The organism is Pirellulales bacterium (assembly GCA_019636335.1).
Taxonomy (GTDB): domain Bacteria; phylum Planctomycetota; class Planctomycetia; order Pirellulales; family JAEUIK01; genus JAHBXR01.
Genome location: JAHBXR010000004.1, coordinates 100,250 through 125,857, shown reverse-complemented (window position 1 = coordinate 125,857; position 25,608 = coordinate 100,250). Strand labels below are relative to the sequence as shown.

Sequence of the window (25,608 nt, the reverse complement as noted above, 5' to 3'; positions counted from 1 at the left end):
TGAATAGTTACCCACTTAAGATGCCATCCACTCAGCGCACATTCGCCGAACTCCTCGAAGAGGTTCGCGCCGGCTCGGATTCGGCCGCGTGGGAGCTCGTCGAGCGCTACGAGCCCCACGTTCGCAGCGTGCTAGCGCGAGGGCTGGGACCTCAGATGCGCACGCGGCTCGACTCGATCGATCTGGCGCAAGCAGCCTGGATGTCGTTCTTCCGTCATCGTTCGCGTCTGGCGGGCATCGACCAGCCGAAAGAACTGGTGGGGCTCATTACGGCGATCGTACGCAACAAGCTGCGACATGCCGTGCGCGATCATCATCGGGCCTGCCGCGATATTCGCCGGGGCGTGCCACTCGGCGGGGCGCCCTCGAACGAGATCGCACTGGAAGCGCACGGAGCGCGTCCCAGCCAGGTGGTGGCTGCGAAGGAACGCTGGCAGCTTTTGATGGCCGGTCTGCCGCAGCACTATCGCGAGATGGTCGAGATGCGCGCCAAAGGCGCCACGTATGTGGAAATCGCCGCCGCGCTGGGCTGCGCCGAGCGGACCGTTCGTCGTGTCATGGATTCGATCGAACGCGAATACCTTGAGACCGGGACATGAGCCCTGCCCAGCGACAATCGACGCGGTCGGAACACGAAGCCTCGACGCTGAATATCAGCTCGCAGCGCTCTCGGCGCGAGGAGAATCTCGTCGAGGAGATCAAACGCCAATGGCGCGGCGGGACGACGATCGATGCGCTGGAGGCGCTGCGCGCCAATCCCGAACTGCAGCAGCACAAGTCGCTGGTGGTGGATCTCGCCTACGAGGAATTCTGCCTGCGCCGAGAATCGGGCGAGGAGGTCGATCCCGAGCAATTTTCCGGACGCTTTGCCCGCTATCAGGCCTCGGTGAGGCGGCGTCTCGAGATTCACGAGCTGCTGGGGTCGTTCGATCTTGTGGGGCTATCGGACACGTCGATCTGGCCCGTCGCGGGGGAGGTGTTCGCGGGCTTTCAACTGGTCGAGGAGATCGGCCACGGCGCGTTTGCGCGGGTGTTTCTCGCGACCGATCCCACACTCGGCAATCGTGAGGTCGTGCTCAAGGTCACCGCGATTGCCGAACGCGAGGCACGGCTGCTGGGGCAGCTCAAGCATCCGAATATCGTGACCGTACACAGCGTCAAGTACGACGCGGAGAGCGGGCTGTCGGCGATCTGCATGGCCTTTCACGGCCGTGCGACCTTGTGCGATCTGCTCGACCAGTCGCTGGCCGAGGAATCGCCCCGCCGCCTGGCGGGCTTGTTGCGACGCGTGGCGCAGGCTCAGCCGAATTCCGACGTTCGCGCCGAATCGCGTCCCTGGTTTGGCCCGAGTTTCGAGGAGCAGATCGTCGGTCTCGTGGCACAGATCGCCGATGCGCTCAGCTACGCGCACGGTCGCGGGATTCAGCATCGCGACCTGAAGCCGTCGAACATTCTGCTCGATTGGTCGGGGCGGCCCATGCTGCTCGACTTCAATCTTTCGGTCGATCCCGCCGAGGCGCATCGCAACCTGGGGGGCACGCTCCCCTATATGGCCCCGGAGATGGTGGCCGGCATTTCGCGCGAGGTGATCGACGTAGCACCCGAGCACGGCGAGCGGGCCGATATTTTCGCGCTGGGGATCGTGTTGTACGAACTGCTGACGGGGCAGGTGCCCTTTCCGCCTGCCAAGGAGTCAGCGCCCACCTCGCTCGAAGACGCGGCGCAGCAGCACTTGAAAAATCAACGCGGCGCGCCGTGGTACCCGGACGACTCGGTTCTGGCGCGGGATAGTCGGCTACGTGCGCTCGTGGAACGCTGCGTGGCATTCGAGCCGGAAGGGCGCCCTAGTTCGGCCGCCGAAGTAGGCCACGAGTTGCGCGACTGGCTGAGTTGGCGTTGCCGCGTGCGTCGCTGGGTGGTGCGTCATCGAGTGTTCGTGGCCTGTTGTGCCGCCGTGCTGGGCGGGGCGCTGGCCTGCGGCGCCGCGTGGTGGTGGCTGCGGCCACCCTATGCCGAGCGTGCCTCGACAGCGGCGGTCGTGGCTTTTCGAGCGGGAGACGAGCCGCTCGCCGCCCATTTGATCACCGCCGCAATCGAGTCGGGAAAACGCGACGCCGTCACGTTGGCGACCCGGGGACGCATCTATCAGGTGCAAGGCAAGTACGGCCTCGCCGCCGGAGACTACGAGGAAGCGTTAGAACTGCTACCAAACGCACAGGTACACGCGGCGCTCGCTTTTTGCCGGGCAAAAGAACATTACTTCGACGCCGCCGTTTACCACACCGAACAGGCAATTAAGCTGGGGTTCAACACGGCCAAGGTTTGGTACGTGCGAGGGTATGCCGAGAGCCGAAGTGGCAGGACGAATCAGGCCATCGCTTGCTTTGAGAGGGCGATCGAGCTCGATCCGAACTGCCAGCCGGCCTGGATCGGGCGCGCAAGCGCCCATCTGAATCATTCGTTCAACACGTCGAACGTGCCGCAACGGGCAATGGTCGACATCGAGCAGGCATTGGCCATCGGGCCAGACACCGGTCAAACACGCTTATTGGCGGCGACCATTTACGCGAAAGCTGCGGAGTTGGATCCCCAGTGGGTAGAAGCTGCGCTCGATCATCTGAAAGCGGCCGTCGAACTGGGTCTCGATCCTGGGGGCGTCGAGCACGATCCTCGCTTTGGCGCGCTCCGTTCCGATCCCAGGTTCGCGGCCCTTTGCCGGCACGCGCGGATGCCGGCAGCTCGCTTTGCCTCTCCCACTTTGCAAGATCCCCTGGGGGACCGGACGCTCCCGGAATTTGCAGCCGCTTTCGCCCCTTAGCAGCCTGGAAAAGAACGCCCTCGTGGCACTCTTCCCCCTCGCCAGGTTCGCAGCAAGGCTGCTCACGGCTCGCAACATCACGACCGACGTCGCGATTTTGGGAGCGCATCCTGCGATCCGCCCAGGCCGAGGGATACTTCCCCCGCCCCTTAGGGCGGAGCGGTCCCGGTGAGGGGCTCGCTTCCCGTGACACCTGCTCGAATTGTGTACACGGCGCATCCACTATTGTTGCTTGTTTTCCGAAACGCCGTTTTTGGCGTGTCCGTTTAGTTCTACTCATGGGCACTCGTCCTGGGACGAGTTTGCCGTGTTCGCTGCGCCTTGTGCGCCGATCGGTTTGGTCTGTGACCTTGCCGATCTCTGCGTGCGGCGAACCCCCCAGCGTCACTCGAGGCAGGTGCAGAGGGTGATCTAGTCCCTCGGCGGTCAACCTGCCGGGCCCCCTTTGGCCCTCGGTGACCACTCCATCGATTCCGTTCGCGCGGAGCATTCAGGCGGTCTTGTCTGCCCTGGTTCGCGCTGCGCATGCACGCCAGGAGATCTGACATGTACCTGCGAAGTGACTCGCGACGATTGGCCACCTATGTACACGGTACCAAACAACGAAGGCGTCCGTCCGGAAGGATCCTGACGGCAGAATCACTCGAGTCACGACGACTGCTGTCGATCAACACCACCTGGAATGCAAGTCTCGGCAAGTTGTCGGTGGTAGGCACTGAGCAGAGCGACGAGCTCTTTATCCGCGCGCGAAGCGGCTATGTTTCGGTCGAGAACGAGTCGGGCAGTGTCGTCCATTGGAACGGGAGTGCCGCCGGCGTGACGACCGGCATGGTGCAACTCATCGATGTCGCCGGCACGAACTATATGGGGGGCGCCGACGGTAACGACAAGATTCATCTCGGTGACGTGACCGCGGCCCATGGCTTCACCGGGATCCTCGGCACCACGCTGAACGGAGGCGGGGGAGACGACGTCATCACCGGCAGCGGCTTTGCCGACTTCATCATCGGCCACAAGGGGGCGGATCTGATTTACGCCGGCGCCGGCGACGACACGATCTCGGCTCTATACGGCAGCAGCAGCGATGGGGGCGAGGGGAACGACAGCATCTACGGAGGAGACGGCAACGATTCGATCGACGCCGGCTCGGGCATCGATTTCGTCGACGGCGGCGATGGTCACGACTGGATCCACGGCGGGGACGGACCCGAAGGGGACTATCTCAACGGCGGCGAAGGGGACGACACCATCTACGGAGGAGACGGCGCCGAGGGAGACACGATCTACGGCGATGGCGGAAACGACCTGCTGATCGGTGGCACAGGATCGGACTTTTATGGCTACCGTGGGGTTGCGCAGGGTGAGGACACAATCGTCGAAGCCGCCGATAGCGATCACGATTCCATCGACTTTGGCGAGTTCGGCACGGCGATTACGCTCGACTTGAGCTCGACCAGTCAGCAGACGGTCAGCGCAGGCACGAAGATCACGTTATCCAGCAGCCGGGGTCTCGAGAATGTGCGCGGTACGAGCGGCGCCGACCTGATCATCGGCAACGCGTTGGACAACGTGCTGTTCGGTGGCGGGGGGAACGACACGCTCTACGGCAACGATGGTCACGATCTGCTGCACGGCCAGGATGGCGCCGATGTGCTCTACGGTGGCAACGGTCGCGATGTGTTGGTGGGAGGGATGGGCGCCGACACGCTGCAGGGCGATGCCGGCGAAGATCTGCTGTGGGGGGGGAAGGGGGGCTTCGGTCAGCCCGAGGAAGTCGCCTGGTCGGACATTCTCAAGGAATGGACCTCCGAGGCCAGCTATAACGTGCGCGTGGCGCGCCTCAGTGGTGAAGCGGGGGGCGCCAACAATGGTAAATATCTCAACGGCTCGACGCTGATCAATGATACCGCGGTAGATGTCCTGACGGGGGGCGCAGACGCCGATTGGCTGTTGGCAGACTTGCCGCTGGATACGCTCACCGATCTGACGACGGGCGAGCTGACCGAGACCAATACGTTTCCCACCACGAACGGCATCGACAACATTGTGGTCGACGAAGACGCCGACTCGATCGTCATCAGCTTAGCTACCATCTTCAGCGATGCTCAGCAGTCTGGTCTGTCGTTGAGCTATTCAATCGTCTCGAATACCAACTCGCAGCTCTTCTCTTCGGTAGAGATCAATCCGGTGACGGGCGAATTGATCATTTCTTTTGCGTCCGACGAATTCGGTAGCGCGACACTGACCATCAGTGCCACCGATAATTTAGGGTTTACGACCAACACGACCTTCGAAGTACAAGTCGAGCCCGTGAACGATCCACCCAAAATCGTGGCGCCACCAGGCAATGAACAAGGGTGGTACGTTCAACCGGGCAATATCTACACGTTCTTTGGACGTGTGATCGACCCCGAAGGGAATGAAGGGCTCACGGTCGAATTCGGAGGTCTCCTCGCCGGACACTCGACGACGACTGACGAAAACGGCGCTTTTTCATACACGGTTCATTTGCCGGAGAATTCTTTCGAGTCGATCACGGCCAAGGTCACCGATGCGGGTGGGCTGGAATCCAACACGTGGTTCTACCTGATTGGGGAGTATTGAAAGATCGAGGACGTAACTGAATGCCAGTCGAGTGCCGGCCTGGCTTGCCGTACCGATCAGGTTTGGTGACAATCGTCCGCAGGCAGTGCCTCGATGACTTGAGTTGCGCACGGCGATGTTCGGCAAAGCCAATCCCTACGGCGATTTCAGCAGCACGCACCGTGAGAATCCGCACACCAGGCTGCCGGCCGGCGGTGGCCGGGGGTGTGTGAGCTCGTTCGCGCTCGGCTGTGGCGCGACGCTGGCGATGTTGGTGTTCTGCAGTGGCGGCGCGCTGTGGTTGTGGCCCAGTTTCGTGCGTTACGGCGTCGATAGCGATCTGGCCCGCGTCGAACGGCTGATCGGCAGCGCCGAGATCCCCGCCGAGGAACGCGACGATCTGCTCGAGCAGGTGGCCCAATTGCGTCTCGCGGCGCGTGGGAAAAAGATCGAGTTCGTCGAGTGGATGTCGCTCAACGATCAGCTCGACGCCCTGGCCGCGGACGAGCGGATCGACGAGTCTGAGGTGCCCGCCCTGCGGCGCGAGCTGGAGCGGCTGCGGGCCGATCTCGAGGGCCACTAGTGGGGCTCGTCCTCGGTGTTTTCTTTAGCGTGCGGCGCCCCCGACCGCACCGAAGAACGGAGGTGGGTACCTCGGGTGATGTCTCCGCCGAGCGGGAACCGGCATTCTGCACGGGGCGCTCTTCGCCTAGAATCTCGTCAGTAGATGGGCTGCTTGGGGCGCCCATCGTGCGCCGCTCATTTCGCTCAGGCATCCTGGAGGATGGATGGAGTACGCCGGTTTCAATGGCTTCTTGGGAACGCGGGCCTCCTTCATGCTCGACGTCGTGTTTCTCGCGATGTTCGCGGTCATGCCTGCGCTGATCTGGAGCGTCTGGCTGGTGCGCTATCGCCGGAATTACCTGTGGCACAAGCGCGTTCAGTTGGCCTTGGCCGCCGTGCTGGCGGTGACCGTGGTGATCTTCGAGGTCGACATCCGAGTGCATGGCTGGCGCGAGCGTGCCGAGGCTTCTCCCTACTATGGAACGCCGACGCAGCCGGGGATCGTGTTCACCGTGCTGTACGTACATCTGTTCTTTGCCGTCTCGACGGCGATCTTGTGGACCCTGGTGGTCGTGCGCGCGCTGCGGCGCTTTCCCTCGCCCCCGGTGCCCTCGGAGCATAGCGCCAGTCATCTTTTGTGGGGACGGCTGGCGGCCATCGATATGGGGCTGACGACCGTCACCGGCTGGACGTTCTACTATCTGGCCTTTGCGGCGTAGCGAGCCTGGAGCTGGCACGACCGGTCCGCGCCCACGACTATCGCCTGTTAATGCGCTAGCGACGTGGAATTGAATTCGACGCCGCCACGTTCGCGGCGCTTTACAGCGACGCCGTGGCAGAGCGTTCGGGCAGGGGAGAGACTCCCAGGGCGAGCACGCGATTGATCGCGTCGAGGAACGCCTTAGCGCTGGCCTCGATGCTGTCGGTCGAAATACCTCGGCCACGGAACATCTGGCCCTGGTATTCCGCCTCGACCGTGACTTCGGCCTGGGCGTCTTTGCCCATCGACACGCTGTGTACCTGGAAATCCTTGCAGACGACCGAGATGCCCGTCATTTGCTCGATGGCCAGGAAGACGGCGTCGATCGGGCCATCGCCATCGGAGACGAGTTGCGACTTCTCTTCCTCGCCGTGTCGCAGCTTGAGCGTGACCGTGGGGGTCTTGCCGGCACCGGCCGCCAGATCATAGCCCACGAACGACCAGCTCTCCGGCGCTTCGCGAATCTGCTGATCGCAGAGGGCCGAGATATCGCTGTCGTAGATGACCTTCTTGCGGTCGGCCAGGTCCTTGAACTGCTCGAAGACCGTCTGCAGTTGCTCGGGCGAGAGGTGGTAGCCGAGCGTCGCGCAGCGATCGGCGAGTGCCGCACGGCCGCTATGCTTGCCGAGCACGAGATCGGTCTTGGCGAAGCCGACATCCTCGGGGCGCATGATCTCGTAGGTGCGCGGCTCCTTGAGCATGCCGTCCTGATGGATGCCCGCCTCGTGCGCGAAGGCGTTGCGGCCGACGATCGCCTTGTTGCGCTGCACTTGCAGGCCGGTGATCTTCGAGACCAGGCGGCTGGTGGGGACGAGTCGTTTGGTCTGGATGGCCGTCTGGCATTGGTAGGCATCGTGCCGGGTGCGCAGTGCCATGACGACTTCTTCGAGCGAGCAATTGCCGGCCCGTTCTCCGATGCCGTTGATCGTGCATTCGACCTGGCCGGCGCCGGCCTCGAGGGCGGCGAGACTGTTCGCCACGGCCAGGCCCAGATCGTTGTGGCAGTGTACGCTGATTACCGCGCGGTCGATGTTCGTGACGCGTTCGCGCAGGGTGCGCATGATCGTCGCCATGTGCGCGGGCGTGGCATAGCCGACGGTGTCGGGAATGTTGATCGTCGTGGCGCCGGCAGCGATGGCCGCCTCGACCACCTCGCACAGGAAGGAGAGTTCCGTGCGCGAGGCGTCCTCGGGCGAGAACTCGATATCGTCGCAGTAGCCTACGGCTCGTTCGACCCCGGCCACGGCGCGGCGCAGGATCTCCTCCTTGTCCATCTTCAGCTTGAATTCGCGATGGATGGCACTGGTGGCGAGAAAGACGTGGATGCGGGCGCGTTCGGCGTCGCGCAGCGCCTCCCAGGCGCGATCGATATCGGCCTCGTTGCAGCGGGCCAGGCCGCAGATCGTCGAGCCGCGAATCGTGCGGGCGATCTCTTGCACGGCCTCGAAGTCGCCGATCGAGGCGATCGGAAAGCCGGCTTCGATGATGTCGACTCCCAGGTCGACCAGCGCCTGCGCGATTTCCAGTTTCTCCTGGATGTTCATGCTCGCGCCAGGCGATTGTTCACCGTCGCGGAGCGTCGTGTCGAAGATGCGGATCGAGCGAGGTTCGTTCATGATGATTTGTGGTCCGGGCTAAACAGGGTCGATGGTGGGTGCGACGCGACGAGCAGGCCGACTCTTGGTCGGCCTTCGTAGCACCAGCCATGCCCTCGAAGGGGCTTGTCGCCCCGGTCGGATTTCAACGGCCATCAACATCCTACTCCCTACCGTTCCGGTTCGCTGGAAGTCGGCGAACGGGCAAAAAAAGAACCCCGAGACCGGCTGGGCCTCGGGGTTCGGTGGCATTCGATTTCAGGAAGCGACCGTGGATTAACCCTCAAGCCCAAACCGGGCCCCTAGGCCCAGCAAAAGTAGCGGCAGTAGGGTTTGTGGCGACACGGGAAGCGTTCCCAGGCAGTTGTGGACTTGGGCGATCGAAATTCACCCAATTCGGGTCATTTCCGGACGCCTCAAGGGCTTATCGACTCTACCGAACCCAAGACCCTCGGTCAAGTTCGCAGGTTCGCGCCTCCGGGGTGTCGAAACGAACGATCGGGCGAATTGGAGCGGTTGCGAGGATCGCCCTGAGGCCCGCTTGGGTTGGTACCTGCCGGTCAAGGAATACGTGCGACGGACTCCACGGCCAACGCACGCTTCGGTGTGTCGGATTCGCACGCGCCCGGAGATGGCGCAGCATGCTGCGCGAGCGAATTCGATCGGGGCCTGTCCGGAGGAATCGCTCGAGACACCGTTTGCGGCCCGGGGCCAAGACGCATGAAGGGGGCTTTTTATGGCGCGCCCAGCCGCCTGCGGGGATCTCGCCCCAGGTTCACTCCGCCACGGCCGAAAGTTTGTTTCGCTGCTAGAGTCAGGATAGACTCGAAGATAGCCCTCGGTGGCGCTTTTCTGTGCCGAGTTTCCGCGCAACCATCTCGCCGTGACCCCTTGCTGAGATTCGATCGATGGGGGGAATCCTTCCACAATTGATGCTGGTCGTTGGCATCGCCGTCGTGGCGGCGCTGCCGGCCACCGGTTCGCGACTTCCGTGGCCTTCCAAGCGCATCGCTCTCCTGGCGTTGCTGCTGGTGCTGGCAGGGGGAGGAATGTTGTTCTTTGGCGCGCGCCCCTTTCTGGGTGGTCCGCATCTGGCCGAGGCGAAACCGGTCCCCGACCGTCGGGTCGAAGGGGGCTATGTCAGCTCGCAGGCCTGCCAGTCTTGCCACGCCGACCAGTTCCACAGTTGGCACGACAGTTACCATCGCACGATGACGCAGGCGGTAACCCCCGAGACGGTTCTTGCCCCGTTCGACAACACGGAGATTGAAACCCAAGGACTCAAGTTTCGCTTCTATCGCCGCGGCGACGAGTTCTGGGTGAATATGCCCGACGTCGAATGGATCCTGACGCGGCAAGCGGAGGAAACGAAATCCAAGGTGAAGCTTACCGACGCGCCGCAAGTGGATCGCCGCATCGTGATGTCGACCGGATCGCATCACATGCAACTCTATTGGACGGTCAGCCCCTTGACGAATCGGTACTACAACGTGCCGATCATCTATCTGATTCACGACCAGCGGTGGGCCCCTCGTGCGAATGTCTTCCTGGTGGGAGGCAAGTATTACGAAGATCACCTGCCCGTGCAGTCGTGGAATGACGTGTGCGTCAATTGCCACGCCGTGGCCGGGCAACCGCGCGTCGACGAAAAGAGTGGCCATGCCGATACACGCGTGGCCGAATTGGGCATTGCCTGCGAAGCCTGCCACGGCCCAGGCGAAGAGCACGTGCGGGTACATACGGTTGCCCAGCGCCAGGCTGAAGCCGGCCAACTCGCCAGCGCCGACCAGGCGGCTTCGACGCCGCAGCGCGGCACGGGTTCAGGCGACCCGACAATCATCAACCCCGCCCGTTGCGATTCGAAGACCTCGGCACAGATCTGCGGACGGTGCCACGGAATCAGCCATCCCCAGGACGAGCTCGATTGGAAGCATGGGCAGGGGGATACGTTTCGGCCGGGCACGAACTTATTCGAGAATCGGCTCGTCGTACGCGACCCACGACAGATCGCGCTCGAAGCAGGAGCGGACCCGAACGCCGTCCGTCCGACGAACAAATATCAACTGCCCGCAATTCTGTCGCACTACTATTGGCCGGATGGACAGGTGCGAGTCTCGGGTCGCGATTTCAACGGCTTGCTCGAGTCTCCTTGCTATCAGCGGGGTGACATGGCGTGCGTCAGTTGCCACTCGCTGCACGAAGGGAAGCCAGAGAACCAGTTGGGCGCGGGGATGGACGGCAACCAGGCCTGCCTGCAGTGTCACGGCGAGTACGAGTCGAAGCTGACGGAGCACACGCACCATGCGGCCGATTCGGAAGGGAGTCGTTGCTACAACTGCCACATGCCCCACACGACGTACGGGCTGATGAAGGGGATTCGCTCGCACACGGTGACGAACCCGAGCGTGGAAGAGAGCACGAAGTACGGCCGGCCGAACGCCTGCAATCTGTGCCATCTCGACGAGACGCTCCAGTGGACGGGAGAGCATCTGACGAGTTGGTACGGCCAGCCGGCCCCGACGTTGCTTGAAGAAGAAAAACAGACGTCGGCGGCGCTCCGCTGGCTGCTGCGCGGCGATGCCGGTCAGCGGGCCTTGGCGGCGTGGCATTTCGGCTGGGAACCGGCGCGGCAGGCCTCGGGCACCGACTGGATGCCCCCCTTTCTGGCCGAGCTGCTCGTCGATCCTTATTCCGCCGTGCGTTATATGAGCTACCACGCGCTCAAGAAGAACGAAGGTTTCCAAGAGATCGACTACGACTTCGTCGCGCCCCTCAAGGAGCGTGCTGCCGTGCGCGAGCAAATGATTGAACGCTGGAAAAACGCTCCCCACGAGATCCCGCCACCGGCCGCGGCGCGCCTGCTGATGAACCCGGACGGGACGCTGCAGGAGGAGGCCGTACGGAAGACGATCGGCGCGCGCGACGATCGCAAGTTGGAGCTCTGGGAATAGTCGTTTCTCGATGTGGTCCGCTCTGCCGCCATTACTGTTGGTAAGCGGGATCGCCATTGTGGTGGCGCTGCCCATGACAGGGTTGCGCGCCAGCCGCGTGCGACCTTGGATCGGCGGGGCACTCCTGCTTGCGATCGTGGGGGGCGCGCTGCTCTATGTCAACAGTCTGATCCGCATCGGCGATCACACCTCGCTCACGCAGGCCGAGATGCTCCCCAGTCGGCGCACCGAGGGGGGCTACGTCACGTCGCAGGCCTGCCAGAAGTGTCACCAGGAACAGTTTCGGTCGTGGCACCATAGCTACCATCGCACGATGACGCAGGCCGTCTCGCCCGAGTCGGTCGTCGCGCCGTTCGACGATGTGGTGTTGAAGGCCCAGGGACGCGAATATCGCCTTTCGCGCCGGGGCGAGGAGTTCTGGGTCAATCTGCCCGACCCCGAGTGGTATCTCGACATGAAGGCGCCCCCGGCCGACCGACGTCCGGGCCTGCCCAGCGAGCCTCCGCAGGTCGATCGTCGCGTGATCATGTCGACCGGCTCGCACCACATGCAACTTTACTGGGTGCAGGGGCCCGAGACGAAGCGCCTGGTGACCGTGCCGCTCATCTATCTCATCGACGAGGCTCGCTGGGTACCCCGTTCGGACGTCTTCTTGCACGGCCCCAGCGAGCCGTACGAGGCACCCCTCAAGGTGCAGGCCTGGAACGAAGTCTGCGTGGCGTGCCATGCGGTAGCCGGTCAGCCGAAGCTCGCTCAAGGGGTTGGATCACCCGAGACGCGCGTGGCCGAACTGGGCATCGCGTGCGAGGCCTGCCACGGTCCGGGGGCGGAGCACATCGCCAGGCACGAGGCGGCCGGCACGGCACTGGCCGGCGCTGCGTTCGACGCTCCGCGGAAGCCGGCCAGCGACGTGGCCGATCCGACGATCATCAATCCGGCACGATGCGATGCGAAGACTTCGGCTCAAGTCTGCGGACGCTGCCACAGTGTCCACTCGGTTCACGATCAGCAGGACTACTGGCACGGTCAGGGAGACACCTTTCGTCCGGGACAACCACTCGACTCGACGCGTTTCGTATTGCGCAATCCGCGAAGGGTGGCGCTCGAACAGGGAGCAGATCCCGATCTGGCGCAGCCGACCAACCCGATGCAGTCGGCCGAGATGCTCAGCCACTTCTTCTGGCCCGACGGCATGGTGCGCGTTTCGGGTCGGGAATACAACGGGCTCTTGGAAACGGCCTGTCATCAACGCGGCGACCTGTCGTGCGTCAGTTGCCACTCGCTGCACGAAGGGAAGCCAGAGAACCAGTTGGGCGCGGGGATGGACGGCAACCAGGCCTGCCTGCAGTGTCACGGCGAGTACGAGTCGAAGCTGACGGAGCACACGCACCATGCGGCCGATTCGGAAGGGAGCCGTTGCTACAACTGCCACATGCCCCACACGACGTACGGGCTGATGAAGGGGATCCGCTCGCACACGGTGACGAACCCGAGCGTGGAAGAGAGCACGAAGTACGGCCGGCCGAACGCCTGCAATCTGTGCCATCTCGACGAGACGCTCCAGTGGACGGGGGAGCATCTGACGAGCTGGTACGGCCAGCCGGCCCCGCAGCTCGACGAGGAGTCTCGGACCACTTCGGCGGCGCTCCGCTGGCTGCTGCGCGGCGATGCCGGTCAGCGGGCCTTGACCGCCTGGCATTTTGGTTGGGAGCCGGCGCGGCAGATCGCGGGGACGGAGTGGATGCCTCCGTTCTTGGCCGAGTTGCTCGTCGATCCTTATTCGCCGGTGCGCTATCTCGCGCATCGCGCGCTGCAACAAGACGATGAATTCCGCGATTTCGCGTTCGACTATGTTGGCCCCTTGCCGACGCGCGTGCAGGCCCGCAAGGGAGCTCTCGAGCGATGGCAACGTCGCGTGCCGCTCGATCCGCAGAAGTGCTCGTCGGAGCTGTTGTTCGACCCTGCCGGCAAACTACAGGAAGAGCCGGTGCGTCGTCTGATCCAGCAGCGAAACGACCGCCGCATGGAGTTGTGGGAATAGGACATCCAGGCGAGCCTGCCGAGCGAGGCCGAACTTCTTGCCGTGCCGTGGCGATTGGAAGACAATCGAGCGTACGGCGCCAGCGCCAGACCCGGGGCTTGTGACCTTCTCGCCCGCCAGCCACGCGATCCACTCCATGCGGAACGGTCTCTCACCGATCGTGCGAACTCGATACGTGCTCGGTGTTTTGCTGTTGGCGGGCGCTGCCTTGATTGTGCCGCGTGCCCGGGGGGACGAGGGGTCGCCCGATTTTTCGGCCGAGCAGATCGAGTTCTTCGAGAGGCAGATCCGCCCGCTGCTGGTCGACAACTGTTACCGCTGCCACGCCGACCAGGAGCAAAAGGGAGGGCTGCGCGTCGATTCGCGCGCGGCTTGGCTGGCGGGCGGCGATACCGGGCCGGCCATCGAGCCGCGCAAGCCGGAAGAAAGTCTCGCGGTCGAAGCCCTGCGTTACGGTCCCGACGGCTACCAGATGCCCCCCACGGGCAAGCTGTCGGACAAGCAAATCAAGTTGTTCGAGCGTTGGGTGGCCGACGGGGCTCCCTGGCCGGCCGAGTCGACGGCAGCCGCCGTGAAGCCGGCCAGCGGATTCGAGCTCGCCGAACGCGCGAAGCATTGGGCTTACCAGCCACTTGCCAAATCGTCTCCCCCGCCGGTGCGCGATGTCGCGTGGGCGAAAACAGAACTCGATGCCTACATTTTGGCGCCGCTCGAAGCAGCCAGCCTGGCGCCCGCGGCCCCCTTGCCGCGCGCCGCGTGGTTACGCCGAGTGACGTTCGACCTGATTGGCCTGCCCCCGACGACCGAGGAACTGGCCGCCTATCTGGCCGACAATTCGCCGCAGGCCGAAGCGCGCGTCGTCGAGCGACTGCTCGCCTCGCCCCACTACGGCGAACGCTGGGGGCGGCACTGGCTCGATCTGGTGCGCTACGCCGATACGCTCGGACACGAATTCGATTACGACATCTACCATGCCTGGCGCTATCGCGATTATGTCGTGCGCGCCTTGAATGCCGACCTGCCCTACGACCAGTTCGTCGTCGAGCATCTGGCGGGCGATCTGCTGACCGAGCCGCGACGAAATCCGCACGACGGCACGAACGAATCGGTGCTCGGCACGGGCTTCTACTGGCTGCTCGAGGCGTCGCACTCGCCAGTCGATGTGCGGCAGACGCAGGCCGATCGAATCGACAACCAGCTCGACGTGTTGGGGAAGACATTTCTCGCGCAGACGATCGCCTGCGCCCGCTGCCACGATCACAAGTTCGACGCCATCGCGACGAAGGACTACTACGCGCTGGCCGGCTACTTGAAGAGCTCGCGTTATCAGCAGGCGCCGCTCGATCCCGGGGGACGAATCGCCGCCGGCAAGGAGCAACTGGCGCAGATTCGCGCGGGGTGGGTGGGGGAACTGCCGCAACAGCGGCCCGGTTGGCATCGCGTGGGCGAGCAGGTGGCGGCAAGCCTGCTGGCGGCCCGCGAAGTGAATACGGCGGTCGAGCAATCGACGAACGGCGCACAAGATCGCGACGCCCACTGCGGACGCATCGCGCGCGAACGGGGTCTCGATCCCAGCCAACTGACGCGCTGGCTCGAGGCCTTGGCGGGCGACGAGCTCAAGGATCCTGCCCATCCGCTTCACGCCTGGCGCGTGCTAGGCACCGCGAGCGCGGACCCCGCCGAGTTTGGCGCCGAGAGCGAGGCACTCGCCCTGCGCCTCAGCGCCGCCAGCGATGATGCCGCCGCTCGGCTGGCAGGCGCCACGCGGCTGGCGGGCTTTGCCGATCCTCAGTTGGCGGCGTGGCGCGATTGGTTGGCCACCGGCGACAGTTTTGGCGCCGGGCCCGCGTCCTCGGGCGAGTGGTTGCTCACCGTCGCGGGAGCGAATCGCGAGCCCCGCGCGAGGTTGGTCCCCCCTGGTGCGGCGCATAGTGGCCAGTTGTCGCCACGGCTCGAAGGCACGCTGCGCTCGCCCAGCTTCACGATCGACCGGCGTTACCTGCACGTGCTGGCCGCGGGGCGCGGCAGCCGGCTGAATGTGATCATCGATGGCTTCACGCTGATTCGCGATCCGATCTACGGCGGGCTGACCATCGGGCTCGACGACGATCGGCTCGCCTGGCGCACGTTCGATCTCGAGTTGTGGCGCGGTCATCGCGCTTACCTCGAATTGGTCGACAGCCCGCTGCCGAATCCCACGCAGACGCTGCCCGAGGCGATCGCGCAGAACCGCGCGGTCGATGGTTATCTCTTCGCGCGCGAGATTCGCACGTCGGACGAAGTGGCCCCAGCGCTATCGCCGAGCGGCATATCGAGCCTAGTGCTGACGCCGCCGGTGGCATCGGTCGAGGAGCTCGCGGCACGCTACCAGTCGGCGGTGCTCGAAGCCGTGGCCGCCGCGACGGCCAGCCGAGAAAGCGGCGGAACAGTCGACGACGATCACGTGGCCCTCGTGAATTGGATGCTCGCGTCGGGACTTCTGCACGTCGAGCTCAAAGAGGACGTGGCCGCCTACTATCGCGAGGTCGAGGCCGCACTGCCTGCGCCGCAATACGCACTGGCGATGGTGGACGGAACGGGCGAGGACGAGCGCGTCTTCGTGCGCGGCAACTATCGCGTGCTGGGCGAGCCGGCGCCGCGGCGGTTCATGCAGGTCTTCGGCGGAGTCCAGGAACGCTCGTCGGCGGTGGGCAGCGGACGTCTCGAGCTCGCACGCCGCGTGGTCGATCCCGCGCAGAACCCGCTGTTGGCGCGAGTCATGGTGAATCGCCTCTGGCAGCACCACTTTGGTCGGGGGCTCGTGGCCACGCCCGACGACTTCGGCCACATGGGCGAACTTCCCACGCATCCCGAGTTGCTCGACTACCTGGCACGGCGTTTTATCGAGTCGGGGTGGTCGCTCAAGGCGATGCATCGCTTGATGCTCAATTCGGCGACCTATCGGTTGTCGGGGCAGGCTTCGCCCGAGGCGGTGGCCGCCGATCCGACGAATCGGCTCTGGCAGCACGTGCCGCCGCAACGGCTCGAGGTCGAGGCGATACGCGATGCGTTGTTGACCGTCAGCGGTCGCCTCGATCGCACGGTGGGAGGCCCCCCGATCATGCCCTATATCGAAGAGGGCACAGTCGACCGCGGCACGCCGCAAGCGCGCGGACCGCTCGACGGCGATGGCCGCCGCACGCTCTATACCGGCGTGCGACGCAACTTCATCCAGCCCATGCTGGTGGCGTTCGATTTTCCCCGCCCCATCACGACGATGGGACGCCGCGGTACGTCGAACACGCCCAGCCAGTCGCTGGCCATGCTCAACAACCCCTTCGTGCTCGATCAAGCCCGCGTCTGGGCCGAGCGCGTGCTGGCCGAGCACCCGCAAGTAGACGCGCACGCGCGCATCACGGCCATGTACCTGGCAGCGTTTTCGCGTGCGCCCGATGCGCAGGAACTCGACGCGGCACTTGCGTATCTCGACGCGCGGATGCGTGCGGGAGATACGCCGCCCCTGGCCTACCAGGGACTGGCCCATGCGCTAATGAACACCAAGGAGTTCGTGTTCGTCGAATAACGAGCGCGAGGAATCTGTCATGCACTGCCACCGCTACATTTCGCGAGCACAGACGCGGCGCGAAATGCTCGCGCGCTGTGCGGGGGGATTCGGGGCGCTGGCACTTGCCGCGCTGGCGGCCGACCCGGCCTATGGCGCGGTGGCGTCGTCGGAGACGGACGAGCACGTGCTTCCGCCCCATTTTGCGCCGCGGGCGAAGAACGTCATCTTTCTCTACATGGATGGTGGACCGTCGCAGGTCGATACGTTCGATCCCAAGCCGCGCCTCGCACGTGAGCATGGCAAGCCGATCCAGATGAAGGTGCCCCTCACGCAATTCAACAACGTGGGCACGGTGCTGCAATCGCCCTGGAAGTTCCGCCCGCGGGGCCAGAGCGGCATTCCAGTGAGCGATCTCTTTCCGGCCGTGGCCGAGTGCGTCGACGATCTGGCGATCGTGCGTTCGATGGTCTCCGAGTTTTCGGAGCATACGTCGGCCAACTATTTCCTGCACACGGGGAGCGGTCTGCAGGGGCGCCCCAGCTTCGGTTCCTGGGTCACCTATGGCCTGGGGAGCGCATGCCGCGATCTGCCGGGCTTTGTCGTGCTCGACAGCGGCTTGATCCCGCCGGGGGGGCGCGATTGCTTCTCGAGCGGCTTCTTGCCGGCGAGCTATCAGGCCACGATGTTCCAGCAGGGGCCGGTGCAGGTGGCCGATCTGCGTTCCGCCAGCAGCGATGCCGCGGCCGAGCGCGATAAGCTGGCCCTGGTGCGCGGACTCGATCGCCACGCGGCCGAGCGCTTTGCCCACGACGAGCGTTTCGAGTCGGCGATTGCCAACTTCGAGCTGGCGCTGCGCATGCAGACGGCCGTGCCCGAGTTGCTCGATTTCGCCGACGAAAGCGCCGCGACGTTGGCAGCGTACGGTGTCGATCGTCCCGAGACGCAGATCTACGGAGCGCGTTGTTTGCTGGCGCGGCGGCTGGTGGAGCGCGGCGTGCGGTTCGTCGAAGTGTTGTGTCCCAAGGTGCCGGGCGATCGCTGGGATCAGCATTCGAACCTGGTCGAAGGGCACCAGGCGAACGCGCAGGCCACCGACCGCCCGGTGGCGGCGTTGTTGCGCGATCTGAAGTCGCGGGGACTGCTCGACGAAACGATCGTGCTGTGGGGAGGGGAATTCGGCCGCACGCCCATGGCGCAGGGAAGCGATGGCCGCGACCACAATCCCTTCGGCTTTACGATGTGGCTGGCTGGCGGCGGCATCCGCGGCGGCATGACCTACGGCGCGACCGACGAATATGGCTACTACGCCCTCGAGAACAAGGTCGAGATGCACGACCTGCACGCCACGATCCTGCACCTCTTGGGGCTCGACCACCAGCGGCTGACGTTCCGCTTTGGCGGGCGCGACATGCGTCTGACCGACGTGCATGGCAACGTGATCGACGCCCTGCTGGCGTGACGCACGCCGCCGCGCTCGCTACACTCTTCGGCATCGGACGGCGCGACTTCGTTCCGTCGCCATCCGCCCTTCAACTCGCCTGGCGCGCGGAGACACTCAGCATGACCGGTCCTGCCCTGGAAGAATACCGCTACGAGAAGCTCACCTGGCCCGACGTGAACGAGGCAGTCGCCGCCGGCAAGATCGCCCTCGTGCCGGTGGGAGCGGTCGAGCAACACGGCCCCCACCTGCCGCTCGATGTCGACATGCTGCTGTCGACGAGCGTCGCGCTCGAGACCGGAAAGCGGAATCGCACGAAGGCGGTGGTGCTGCCGAGCGTATCGTACGGCTACACCGGCCACGTGATGGATTTTCCCGGCACGATCAACATCCACTACACGCACTTCATCGAGCACGTGCTCGATATCTGCAAGAGCCTGGCCTACCACGGCTTCAAGAAGATTCTGCTCTTGAACGGCCACGGCTCGAACATGCCGAATCTCGACCTGGTCGCGCGGCGGTGCAATCTCGAGACGGACGCCGAGTGCGCGTTCACGGCCTGGTGGCTGATGTTGACCGTCGACCCGGAGTTCTTGCCGCGCTGGCGCGAGAGTCATTTTCCCGGCGGGTGCGCGCATGCCTGCGAGCTGGAGACGAGCATGTACCTGCACATCGCGCCCGAGGACGTGCGCAAGGACAAGATTCGCTCGGACGATATCTCGTACAACACGTGGAAATCGCGCTATCGTTACACCGACCTGTTCGGCGCCGGCCCGGTCTCGGTGACCTCGTGGACGGCCAGTTATTCGGACACGGGCGTGCTGGGGGATGCCGAATTGGCCACCGCCGAGAAGGGGCGGCAGGCGTTCGAAGAGGCCGTCACGCGGTTGGGGGAGTTCATCGACGAATGGTACGGCCGTCCGGCTCCCCCGCGCAAGGAAACGCACACCGTGGAGCCGACGATGCCGATGCCGTGGGGACAGGCTAGCTCGCTGGAACGTCGCCGCTAAGAGGTGGGGAGTGGCGGCGCTAGGGGAGCTCTTCGTCGCTAGGTTGCTCGTCACGCGTCACGGCTTCGAGCGCGAGCAAGATCACGAGCGCGATCAGGTCGACGAGCCAGAGGACTCCCGCCCCCAGCGCGAGGTAGTCGAGCACCGCGCCGCCGGTCGCGTCCCCCATGCCGGCCAGCAACCGGCCCACCGCGGCAAGGACGCAGATAACGATCGGCAGCAACAGGGCTGCGACGACGAGTTGAATCAGCCAGCGGCGCGAAACCAAGCCACCCTCGCAATATGCTGCACGGCAGGGACCAAGACCCGAGGCCATCGACCGCCGAGGCATTCGTCGTGCCCACACCGGGCTCGAGCCCACTGCGGCGCCCGAGGCACGTCGGTCGGGCTCGCGCTGGTCATGCTCGGGTTTATGGCAGCGCAGGGGCCGGTAAAATCTTCCCAGTCGCGCCAATTTTGCGGATTGCACCGGGGGTGTCAATGGTGCGGCACTGCTGGCAACGGATGCTTCGATGCCGTGGGCACGAAGCGAACGCGGCCGACGCAAATCGTTCCGCCGTCTAGCATTTTCGTTGACTCCCTGGGGGGCGGGGCGACAATGGAACGCATCGGAACCAAGGCCGGCCCGGTTCGCTCGGTGCCGGTCGCAAGATTCGCCGGCGCGACGTAGGCACCGCGCCGCGAGATCAGAAGAGAGCTCAGGCTTGGGCGATCCTGTTCGGGAAGACGCCATGCGCCAATGGTTGATTGTGCGGCTGCTGCACGTGCTGCCGCTCGCGAGCGCGCTTTCAGTCACGCTTGTTTTCGGTCCTACTCCCCCCCCTCACGCGTCCGCGAGCGACGTGGTGATGAAGGACGGTCGCATTCTGTCGGGCAGCATCGCGCCCATCTCGGCGGTGGCCGAGGATCCCAAGGCGGTGATGAAGAAGAAAGAAGGGGGGCTGCGGCTCATCCTGCTCATCCACGACGATCTCCGTCGCACGTTCGTCGCCAAACGCCAGGTGCAGGAGGTTCGCGAGGGGGCGGGGGCCGAGGCGGTCGAACGCTTCCATGTCCGGCAGGCGGTCCCACGCGAAGGACCGATGGTGAACAACGTGGGACAGATCGTCTCGATCGAGCCCTTCGATTCGTTCGGCCGCCGTACGTTCAAGATGTACACGGACCGGGGCAATGTCGACGTCATCCAGGGCATTACGGTCATCACGCCCCTGTGGACCAAGGTCGAGGGGCTGACGCACATCTGGGACCAGCGGCTGGCGACCAGTTCGATTCCCCGCGAAACGCTGTCGGCGATTCTGGCGAACAACGTCAATGGGTCGGACATCGAGCAACGGCTGAAAGTGGCCCGACTTTACCTGCAGAGCGACCGCTACCAGGACGCGCAGCGCGAGCTGGAGCAGATCGTGGCCGATTTTCCCGATCGTCGCGAAGAGCTCGCGCCGCAGCTCAAGTCGCTACTGCAGTTGGGCGCCCGCCGGCTCCTGCTCGAGATCAAGCTGCGCCGCGACGCGGGGCAGCATCGGTTTGCCGCGCAGCTCGTGGCGAACTTTCCCTCGGAGGGAGTCGCGGGCGAAACGTTGGGGGCGGCGCGCGAAATGAGCGAGCAGTTCCAGACGCAGGAGGCCACGCGCAGCACCGTCTTGGCGCGGATCGACGAGCAGCTCGAAGCGATCAAAGACTCGGACGTGCGCGAACGCCTGCGTCCCTGGCGCGACGAGATCGCGGCCGAATTGGGCCCCGTCACGCTCGATCGCTTGAGCGCCTACCGCCAATTGATGGACGATCCGCAGATGGAGCCGGGCGAAAAGATCGCCCTGGCGGCCAGTGGCTGGCTCGCCGGCAGCAACTCGGCCACCGAGAGCCTGGGCGTGGCCCTGGCCATGTACGACCTGCGCAACTTGATTCGCGACTATCTGGCCGAAGAAGTAAAGCTCGATCGCGACCGCATTCTCGATCGGATTCGTTCGCAGGAGGGTTCGACGCCGGAGCATGTGGCGCGGCTCATCTCGCAGATGAAGCCGCCGTGGCAGCTTCCGCCGGCCAATGCCGAAACGCCCGGCTTGCACCAGTTGAGCGTGCCCGCCTTCGATGGTGGGCCCGATATTCAGTACCTGGTGCAGTTGCCCCCGGAGTACGATCCCTATCGCCGCTATCCGACGATCGTCACGCTGCACGCCTCGGGAACCGATCCGGCGCTGCAGATCGATTGGTGGGCCGGCGGGCGGATGGAGAACGGCGCGCGCCTGGGGCAGGCCACCCGCCACGGATACATCGTCATCGCGCCGGCCTGGAGCAAACCTTCACAGCGCGGTTACGAATACTCGGCCCGCGAGCATGCCGCGGTGCTCGACACGTTGCGCGATGCGTGTCGCCGGTTTGCCATCGATGTCGACCACGTCTACCTGAGCGGACACGCGATGGGGGCCGACGCCGCGTGGGACCTCGCCATCGCACATCCCGATCTGTGGGCCGGCGCGATTCCCATCTCGGGCACCTCGGACCGCTATACGAACTTCTATTGGGAGAACGCGCGCTACGTGCCCCTCTATTTCGTCGGAGGCGAAATGGACGGCGACAAGATGATCCGCAACGCCCGCGACTTCGATCGCATGCTCGATCGGGGCTTTAACACCACGGTGGTGGAATATGTCGGCCGCGGGCACGAACATTTCTCGGACGAGATTCTGCGCCTCTTCGATTGGATGGGACGCCAGAAGCGCGACTTCTTCCCGCGCGAATTCACCTGCCAGGCAATGCGCCCCTGGGACAACTTCTTCTGGTGGGTCGAGTTGGCCGACCTGCCGGAAAAGACCCTGGTCGATCCCGACCATTGGCCGCCGCCGCGCGGGACCCGTCCCGTGCAGGTCGACGCGAAGCTCACGGCAACGGGGAACGTGCGCGTCGATTCGGGGGCCCGCCGCGTGACCGTGTGGCTCGCGCCCGAGATGGTGCAATTCGACGGAAGCATCGAGCTACAAGGGAACAGGACCAAGCAAGGCGGACAGAAGTTCAACGTGCTGCCCGACCTCGTCGTCCTGCTCGAGGACGTGCGGACGCGCGGCGATCGGCAGCATCCGTTCTGGGCCAAGGTCGAACTGCCCAGCGGCGTGGTGAATCAGATGGCGGGGCAGTGAGATCAGGGGGCAGGGGTCCGACGCGCATGAAAATGCGGCTCGACTCCTGGTGCCGTAGCACGCAGGAGTCGAACCGCGAGATCTGAGGACCGTGCCGTGCCAGCGGATTAGGCTCCGACTGGCTCGGCCAGGTCTTCGAGCTCCTTGGCCAGGCGCTTCCGCGCGACGTGCAGACGCCGCTTGATCGTTCCGACCGGCGAGCGGAACTCGTCGCTCATCTCGGCCAGCGAGCGACCCCGGACGTAGAACGCCTCGAGGGTCTCGCGGTCGAGCCGGCGTAGCCGACCCAAACCGGCCTGCACGCGCTGCCGGCGCTCTTCGGTGAGGGCGCTGGCGAGCGGCGTTTCGTGGTTGACGCAGGCCGAGACGAAGGTCTCCGGCTCGGTCGCGTAGACCGGCGCCGACCGCACGGCGCGGTTGATCGCCATGCGGACCGTGATCGCGCGGAGCCAGCTTCCGAAGCACTCGCCTTCGCGCAACTGGTCGATCTTCCGCAGCGCCTGGACGAAGACCTCCTGGACGAGCTCTTCGGCCTCGGCGTGGTTCCGCAGACGACGCAGCGCGATGGCGTAGGCGCTCGACTGGTATCGCTCGACCAGCGCACCGAAGGCGTCCCGGTCTCCCGCCTGCGCGGCGCGGACCAGCGATCCGGTGGTGGTCAGTTCGTTCAACTCGTTGGTATCGGTCGTAGTAGCAAACATGGGGAATTCTCTCCGCGCCTATTTCCTGGCGATTGCGGCACGGCGGCACGCACAGGACCCAACGCTGGAATCGCTGGGGCTGACGCAGGTGCGCGAATGAACGGGCACGGTCAGCCAAAGCGTCGGCTGGGCCGGCTTCCGTCGTTAGCCTCGGTGTGAGGAAGAACCTGTCGGGCGACTAGGTTCTTTCGACGGAAACCCTGGGCACCGCACGGACTCGGCGTCCGACTGGCGGCGTAACCACGACGACGGCACATTTCGGCTTCGTCGTAGCCCTGGCGGCCATCTGCCAATAACGCGTGAGCGCCGTGGCAAATTTCTCCGCCAATAGATGCAGATGCCCAAAGGAGAGACTGCGCGCAAGCGATGCTGACGCATGCACTCGTTCGGCACCGGCGGCCACGACGGCGCGATCTTGGCGAATACCAAGGACGTCGTTCGAGCAGCGGGTAATGATCGAGTTACGCATGTTCGTCTTCCTGCGCTTCGCGCGGTTGGAGAGAAACGTCATCCGTGCGGCCGGCGCCCACTCGGCACCGCACCTTCCGGATCAGACGGGCCGCGACGGTCGGCGTACCACCGTCGCAGCCCGGCCCATCCGGTCACTCAAGACTGACACCTTTCCCCACACGGGTCAAGTTGTGTCAGCAGGCCGGGAATCTCCCCTGCCGGATGAACGACCGGCCTTACGGAGTCTTTAGACACTGTATCGGTTGGCAGGTTCACGAAAAAAGTCGCCAATTCGCAAGTTCCGTTGTAATAATCACTTCGCGAACGGCCGGCAGACGGGACAGGCGGTCGAAGCGACTCTTTTTTCGCCCGCTTCGGCAGCTTGACCACCCCCGGCGCGGGTGTCAGACTGCCCGCTTTGAGCGACCGGTCCGATCCTGGAACCGGCCTGGTTTTCCTGTTTTTGTGGCATTTCAAACGAGGAAGCGACCGCACGATGGGTGTGAAGATCAAGCAGATGCTGGCTGCGGACAAGGTGGTACGCCTGTTTTGCATGGGTCGCACGATCAACCCCGTGACGGTCGACCTGTTCGGCCTGGCCGGTGGCTTCGACGGCTTCTGGATCGATCAGGAGCATGGCGGCCTGACGTACGAGCAGGTGTTGTTGCTCTCGGTTTGTGCGCGGGCCAACGACTTCGATTGCTTCGTCCGCATGGCGCCGACCGACTACGCGCTGGTGACGCAGAATCTCGAGGCGGGAGGGGGCGGCGTGATGGCCGCGCGGATCGAATCGGCCGCGCAGGCCGAGGAGTTCGTGCAGTGGTGCAAGTTCGCGCCGCGGGGATTTCGCGGCATGAACACCAGCGGCTACGACGCCCACTACACGCACAAGACGCAGGCCCAGTTTGCCGCCGACGCGAATCGCGAGCACTTCGTGGCGATTCAGATCGAGACGACCGGCGCCCTGCAAGAGGCCGAGACGATTGCGGCTATCGATGGCGTAGATCTGTTGTTCGTCGGGCCGAGCGATCTTTCGCAGGCGTTGGGGCATCTCGGCCAGCTCGACCACCCCGGCACGTGGGAGGCCATCGAGCGCGTGGCCAAGGCCTGCCGCCAGCATGGTAAGCATTGGGGCATCGTGCCAGCCGATCCCGCGTATGCCGATCGCGCCGTCGAGCTGGGGTGTCGCATGTTGAGCGTCGGCGGCGATGTCTCGTGCCTGAAGCGCGGCATCGAAGCGACCAAAGACGCCTACGCCAAATATTGCAAGTAACGGCTGCCCGAGTTTCAGCGAGCAACCCCGAGATGGCGAACCCCGTGCGACTGGCGCTCCGGACTTTTTCGCGCCTGTATGGCGCGTGGGTCGGCTGCTTCAGCCCGACGCCGGCCTTCTTCGAAACGAACGATTTTCCCTGGATCGCGACGTTCGAAACGCACTGGGAAGAGATTCGCGACGAGCTCGCGCCGTTGTTGGCGGGACGGGGTGTGCCCCGGCTGTACGATGTGCTACCGGGTGAGACGACCATCGCCGACGACAAGTGGAAGGCGTTCGTCTTTCGCATCTGGGACAAGGACCTCGAGGAAAATTGCCGGCGCTGTCCTCGCACGGCCGAACTATTGCAGTCCGTGCCAGGCATGACGACCGCCATGTTCTCGATCTTCGAGGGGCACAACCACGTGCCGCCGCATCGAGGACCCTTCCGCGGCGTGCTGCGCTATCACCTGGGGCTGGTGATTCCCGAGCCGCGTGGCTCGGCCCGGATCCGAGTGCTCGACGAGGTGCGGGCCTGGGAGCCTGGGCGCAGCCTGCTCTTCGACGACACCTACGAACACGAGGCCTGGAACGACAGCGGCGACCCGCGCGTGGTGTTGTTTCTCGACATCAAGCGGCCTCTGCCGGGGCCGGTGCGGTGGTTGAACGATCTGATGATGTTTTTGCTGAGCCGACTGATTATTTGGCCCACGACGAAACTGGATCGGGCCGGGGCCCCCCTGGGCTGACGGGTTCGAGCCGGGGTC

Annotated in this window: 16 protein-coding genes; 13 read left to right on the top strand and 3 right to left on the bottom strand. The window is 64.6% G+C overall.

The window, feature by feature from the left end; translation table 11 throughout:
• The first annotated feature begins 20 nt into the window (after positions 1–20).
• From KF708_05855 to KF708_05835, 5 genes are all read left to right on the top strand, one after another.
• Positions 21–599 (top strand): sigma-70 family RNA polymerase sigma factor, encoded by a 579-nt coding sequence (locus KF708_05855; GenBank protein ID MBX3412225.1) that lies wholly within the window; start codon positions 21–23, stop codon positions 597–599.
• Positions 596–2,818: a protein kinase gene (locus tag KF708_05850; protein ID MBX3412224.1), complete on the top strand. Its 2,223-nt coding sequence runs from the start codon at positions 596–598 to the stop codon at positions 2,816–2,818. The genes KF708_05855 and KF708_05850 overlap by 4 nt, the downstream gene beginning before the upstream one ends.
• 546 nt (positions 2,819–3,364) lie before the next feature.
• Positions 3,365–5,422 carry a hypothetical protein gene (locus tag KF708_05845; protein MBX3412223.1) on the top strand — a complete coding sequence of 686 codons (2,058 nt, stop codon included), beginning with the start codon at positions 3,365–3,367 and terminating at the stop codon, positions 5,420–5,422.
• Between the two features lie 115 nt (positions 5,423–5,537).
• Positions 5,538–5,984 carry a hypothetical protein gene (locus KF708_05840; GenBank protein ID MBX3412222.1) on the top strand — a complete coding sequence of 149 codons (447 nt, stop codon included), beginning with the start codon at positions 5,538–5,540 and terminating at the stop codon, positions 5,982–5,984.
• A gap of 205 nt (positions 5,985–6,189) precedes the next feature.
• Positions 6,190–6,684 carry a DUF420 domain-containing protein gene (locus KF708_05835; GenBank protein MBX3412221.1) on the top strand — a complete coding sequence of 165 codons (495 nt, stop codon included), beginning with the start codon at positions 6,190–6,192 and terminating at the stop codon, positions 6,682–6,684.
• A gap of 100 nt (positions 6,685–6,784) precedes the next feature.
• Here KF708_05835 and KF708_05830 read toward each other — a convergent pair whose 3' ends face one another.
• Positions 6,785–8,341, bottom strand: coding sequence for a 2-isopropylmalate synthase (locus KF708_05830; protein MBX3412220.1), 1,557 nt, complete (start codon positions 8,339–8,341; stop codon positions 6,785–6,787).
• Between the two features lie 908 nt (positions 8,342–9,249).
• Between KF708_05830 and KF708_05825 the strand changes: the two genes are divergently transcribed.
• The 5 genes from KF708_05825 to KF708_05805 all read left to right on the top strand — a co-directional run bounded on the left by KF708_05825 (position 9,250) and on the right by KF708_05805 (position 19,304).
• Positions 9,250–11,271, top strand: coding sequence for a hypothetical protein (locus tag KF708_05825; GenBank protein MBX3412219.1), 2,022 nt, complete (start codon positions 9,250–9,252; stop codon positions 11,269–11,271).
• Positions 11,272–11,344: 73 nt separating this feature from the next.
• Positions 11,345–13,312 (top strand): hypothetical protein, encoded by a 1,968-nt coding sequence (locus KF708_05820; protein MBX3412218.1) that lies wholly within the window; start codon positions 11,345–11,347, stop codon positions 13,310–13,312.
• A gap of 136 nt (positions 13,313–13,448) precedes the next feature.
• On the top strand, positions 13,449–16,874 hold the full coding sequence (locus KF708_05815) for a PSD1 domain-containing protein (protein ID MBX3412217.1): 3,426 nt from the start codon (positions 13,449–13,451) through the stop codon (positions 16,872–16,874).
• A 64-nt stretch (positions 16,875–16,938) separates the two neighbouring features.
• Positions 16,939–18,315, top strand: coding sequence for a DUF1501 domain-containing protein (locus KF708_05810; protein MBX3412216.1), 1,377 nt, complete (start codon positions 16,939–16,941; stop codon positions 18,313–18,315).
• 101 nt (positions 18,316–18,416) lie between these two features.
• Positions 18,417–19,304 carry a creatininase family protein gene (locus tag KF708_05805; GenBank protein ID MBX3412215.1) on the top strand — a complete coding sequence of 296 codons (888 nt, stop codon included), beginning with the start codon at positions 18,417–18,419 and terminating at the stop codon, positions 19,302–19,304.
• 19 nt (positions 19,305–19,323) lie between these two features.
• Here the strand turns inward: KF708_05805 and KF708_05800 are convergent, their stop codons facing one another.
• Positions 19,324–19,572, bottom strand: coding sequence for a hypothetical protein (locus KF708_05800; protein ID MBX3412214.1), 249 nt, complete (start codon positions 19,570–19,572; stop codon positions 19,324–19,326).
• A gap of 463 nt (positions 19,573–20,035) precedes the next feature.
• On the opposite strand from KF708_05800, the gene KF708_05795 reads away from it, so the two are divergent.
• The gene (locus tag KF708_05795) at positions 20,036–22,438 is read left to right on the top strand and encodes a peptidase (protein MBX3412213.1); all 2,403 of its coding nucleotides are present in this window, start codon (positions 20,036–20,038) and stop codon (positions 22,436–22,438) included.
• Positions 22,439–22,545: 107 nt separating this feature from the next.
• Here KF708_05795 and KF708_05790 read toward each other — a convergent pair whose 3' ends face one another.
• Positions 22,546–23,139: a sigma-70 family RNA polymerase sigma factor gene (locus KF708_05790; GenBank protein MBX3412212.1), complete on the bottom strand. Its 594-nt coding sequence runs from the start codon at positions 23,137–23,139 to the stop codon at positions 22,546–22,548.
• Between the two features lie 946 nt (positions 23,140–24,085).
• Here KF708_05790 and KF708_05785 point away from each other — a divergent pair.
• Positions 24,086–24,862: a hypothetical protein gene (locus KF708_05785; protein MBX3412211.1), complete on the top strand. Its 777-nt coding sequence runs from the start codon at positions 24,086–24,088 to the stop codon at positions 24,860–24,862.
• A gap of 32 nt (positions 24,863–24,894) precedes the next feature.
• Positions 24,895–25,590 (top strand): aspartyl/asparaginyl beta-hydroxylase domain-containing protein, encoded by a 696-nt coding sequence (locus tag KF708_05780; GenBank protein ID MBX3412210.1) that lies wholly within the window; start codon positions 24,895–24,897, stop codon positions 25,588–25,590.
• The last annotated feature ends 18 nt before the right edge of the window (positions 25,591–25,608 follow it).